The organism is bacterium (assembly GCA_016873475.1).
In the GTDB taxonomy this organism is placed as follows: domain Bacteria; phylum Krumholzibacteriota; class Krumholzibacteriia; order JACNKJ01; family JACNKJ01; genus VGXI01.
In genome coordinates, this window is record VGXI01000289.1 from 1 (window position 1) to 3,245 (window position 3,245).

Sequence of the window (3,245 nt, forward strand, 5' to 3'; positions counted from 1 at the left end):
TTTTCGGTAAGGTAGCTGCTGACCCTCGAGAGAAGCACGCCAAGCACCTGGAACAGACGCGCTGGCGAGGGCCGCGAGAATTGAATGCTTGGCCCGTTGACTTCGACAATGCAGCCCGCCGGCAGAACCCGCGGTGCGAATGCGCTGGCTGTTCGTTTCGTGAAGGTGAGTCCGGGCTTTCCGTACACATGCTCGTTGCGAATCGGCGCGCCTGGCATGGCGCGAAGTGCGGCACCGCGCTGCCGCCAATCCACGGCAAGGTGGATGTCCCCCACGTATGGAGAGTACTCCCCACCCTTCGCAATCGGGACCCAGCCGGATGCTGCTTGGCCAAAACGCACGACAACCTGCGGGTCGAGTTCCCAGCGCAGCCGCATGAAGCGGAAGTTGTCCGTGGTCGACAGCCCGAAAGACACCGCGCAGTCTTTCTCCAGAGGTGGCACCTTCGAGAACAGATTCAAGAGATCGGGCTCAATCCAATGTGCAAACCTGTTACCAGGAATGGCACGGAACGACTGCACATCGACGGGTCTGGCCTGCGAGGCGCCCACTGCGGTACGGATTGATGCCTGTTTGTCGCGATCGCCGAGCGCATTCAGGAAGTATGCGCCGTCGGCAACTCGGTCACGTTCGACTACGAACGCTGCCGTTTCAACTAGTGCGTCAAGTACTCCAGAGCCGAGATCTGCGCACACCAACATGCGTGAGGTGCTCTGAAGATGCTCGGTGCGGAAATCTGCGAGAGCAGGCTTCATGAGCTGCGTTCGGTTCGTGATGACACCTAGTCGGCCATGCCCTTCCAACAGCTCGACACCTCGCGAGACGAAGAGCGCATCGATATCTGTGATGCGCTCGCCGATGACCGGCCGAAACGATTCTGGTGCGTAGCCGAAGGGCGGGTTCATCAACACGGCATCGAAGTGCTTGCGGCAAAGGTCGATGAACGCGATGCCTTGGGCGGCGTCTTCGGCGAAGAGCTGGCGCCGCACGCTCAGCGACGCTGGCGCGCCGGCGGCGTACTGCTGCAGGGCCTGGACGATGCGCTCCTCGGCCGAGTCGAAGAAGGACTCGTCCGAGACCCCGGAAAGGTCGAACTCGAGCTGGGGGTTCCGCGGGCGATCGAGGCCCGGCAGGAACTTCTGCGACTCGCGCTGTTCGCGCAGGAACTGCTCGCGGGCCTTGGCAACCGCGCTCTGGAGGGCGCGCTCGATCTTGAGCAGCGATCCCAGCTCGCCGGCGAGGCGCATCTCCTCGACCATCCGCTGGAAGAGCTCGCCCAGCACCTGGGGCCGAAGCGTCGAGGCGAACTCCGCCACCATGCTCCGGTCGCCCGGCATCGGCTCGGCGGTGACGATGTTGGTGCGGCCGATAGGCGGCCGGTCCTGTGCCGCGATCTTGTGGTCTTTGTAGGCGCGCTGGGCCCGCATCCAGAGGGCGAGGCCGGCGATCTGCGCGGCGCGCGGGTCAATGTCGACGCCGTGGAGGTTGTGCTTGAGGATCAGCTCGGGCACGGCACGACGCAGGGCCAGCTCGGAGCCGTAGTCCTCCTTGAGGGTTCGGCCGGTGACCTCGGACTTCGCCGCGGCCTCTGCACGCCAGGCCTCCTCGTAGATGCCGAAGAAACTGCGCGTGGGGTCGCCGGCGAGCAGGTCGAAGGCGTAGAGCAGGAAGTGGCCGGAACCGCATGCGGGGTCCAGTACGCGCAGGTCGCGCGGGTCCTTCGGGGCGCGCTCCTCGAAGCCCCCTTCGGGCTTCACGAGGTAGTCGAGGTGGGCGAGCTGCGTGTCGCCTCCACGCATTTCGCACCACGTCAGGCCGAGCGAGTTGTCGGTGAGGAACTGCACGACGTAGCGCGGGGTGAAGAACTGGTTGCGGACGGCGAGCTCGCGGCTGTTCCGCGGGGCCTGGCTCTCAGCCCGCATCTGCCGGCGCTCGTCCTCGCCGTTGAAGTACTGGTAGACCCAGCCGATGGTCTCGTCCTCGCCCCAGACCGACGCGACCTCGGGATCGTTGAGTGCGGCCAGCAGGTCGAGCAGCGCCTGGCGCCTGGGCCAGAGGAGCGTCGCGGCGTCGCGGCGATCGAAGAGCGCGCGGACCTCCTGCGCGATTTCGTCGAAGATCGTCTCGACGTAGAGCCGGTAGCCCTTGTCGGGCAGTGCGACGAGGCCGGGCGCGAGCGCAATGAACTCCTTGAAGCCGGCCGAGTCCTCGCCGCGCGAAATGCACGCCTGCACGAGTTTGCGGGCCTCGAGCATCTTGAGCGCCACAAAGCGGTTGAGCGTGTGGAAGGCGGCCTCGCGCAGGTAGGCGGCGACGGCGGCAGCGGCGGTGATGCCTTGCGAGCGCTTGTGGGCGACGGCGGCCACGAGCTTGTCCCAGAGCACGCGCTCGCGCGGAGACAGGTGCGCTCCGGGGGTGAGCGGGATCCGCCCATCCAGGAGGATGTCGTAGCGGCCCTCGAGCTGCTCCCGGAACTCCTGCTCGAGGAGCCGCCGCGCTTGCTGGGTGAGGCGTTCCAGCCTCTGTCGTGTCTCCTTCTCCACGCGTTGCTCCTACTGAATCCAGACCTTCTTGCCCTCGCCGAGCAGCTTCTCGATGCGCTGGCGGAGCCCGCCGATGGCCGCTTCGAGTTGCTCCGGGGTCTCGACGCGTCCGGCAAAGAAGTCGCCGACGTTGATGGTGACGAGGCGGTTGCCCTCGATGAGCTCCATCATCTGCTGCACCGCGGCCTTGAGGTGCTGCGGGCACGCGCTGAGCTCGGAGCGCAGGAACGGGATGGTGGCGGAGGCCGGCACCGTGGCCGAGGCACGGCTCGTGAGCGGCGCGGCGACGCGCGACTGCTGCTCCTCGTTCAGCTCGGTCCAAGCCGGGTTGCCATGGAGCGTCGCCAGCGCCTGCTGGTAGCACTCGGTGCGTGCAGCGGCGGCCGCCTGGAAGCGAGCTTGGTACTCGGTCTCGATGGCGGTAGCGTGCTGGTCGATCTGCGCGATATCTCGATAGAAGGTCTCGCGTGCCATCATGTCGGCCAGCGCCTCGGGGGTCGGACGCAGCCCGTCGGGCAGGTCCGCCTCCTGGTCTAGGAAGGCCCAGTGGCTGTCGAGCGCGCGGCGCGCTCGCTTGAGGTCGAGGAGCCGTGGCTCCGTCAGCGCTGCGGCAAGCTCGCTCGCGCGCTTCACGGCCTCCTTCAGGGCTTTGTGGGCACCGTTGAAGGTGAGGATGGCGTCGTCCTCGTTGCCCCCACGGAT

At 66.5% G+C, this 3,245-nt stretch carries 1 protein-coding gene; it reads right to left on the reverse strand.

Going from position 1 to position 3,245, the window contains the following annotated elements; all coding sequences use genetic code 11:
- A partial coding sequence (locus tag FJ251_14810) for an SAM-dependent methyltransferase (protein MBM4118974.1) occupies positions 1 to 2,543 on the reverse strand: 2,543 nt, incomplete at its 3' end.
- Between the last annotated feature and the right edge of the window lie 702 nt (positions 2,544 to 3,245).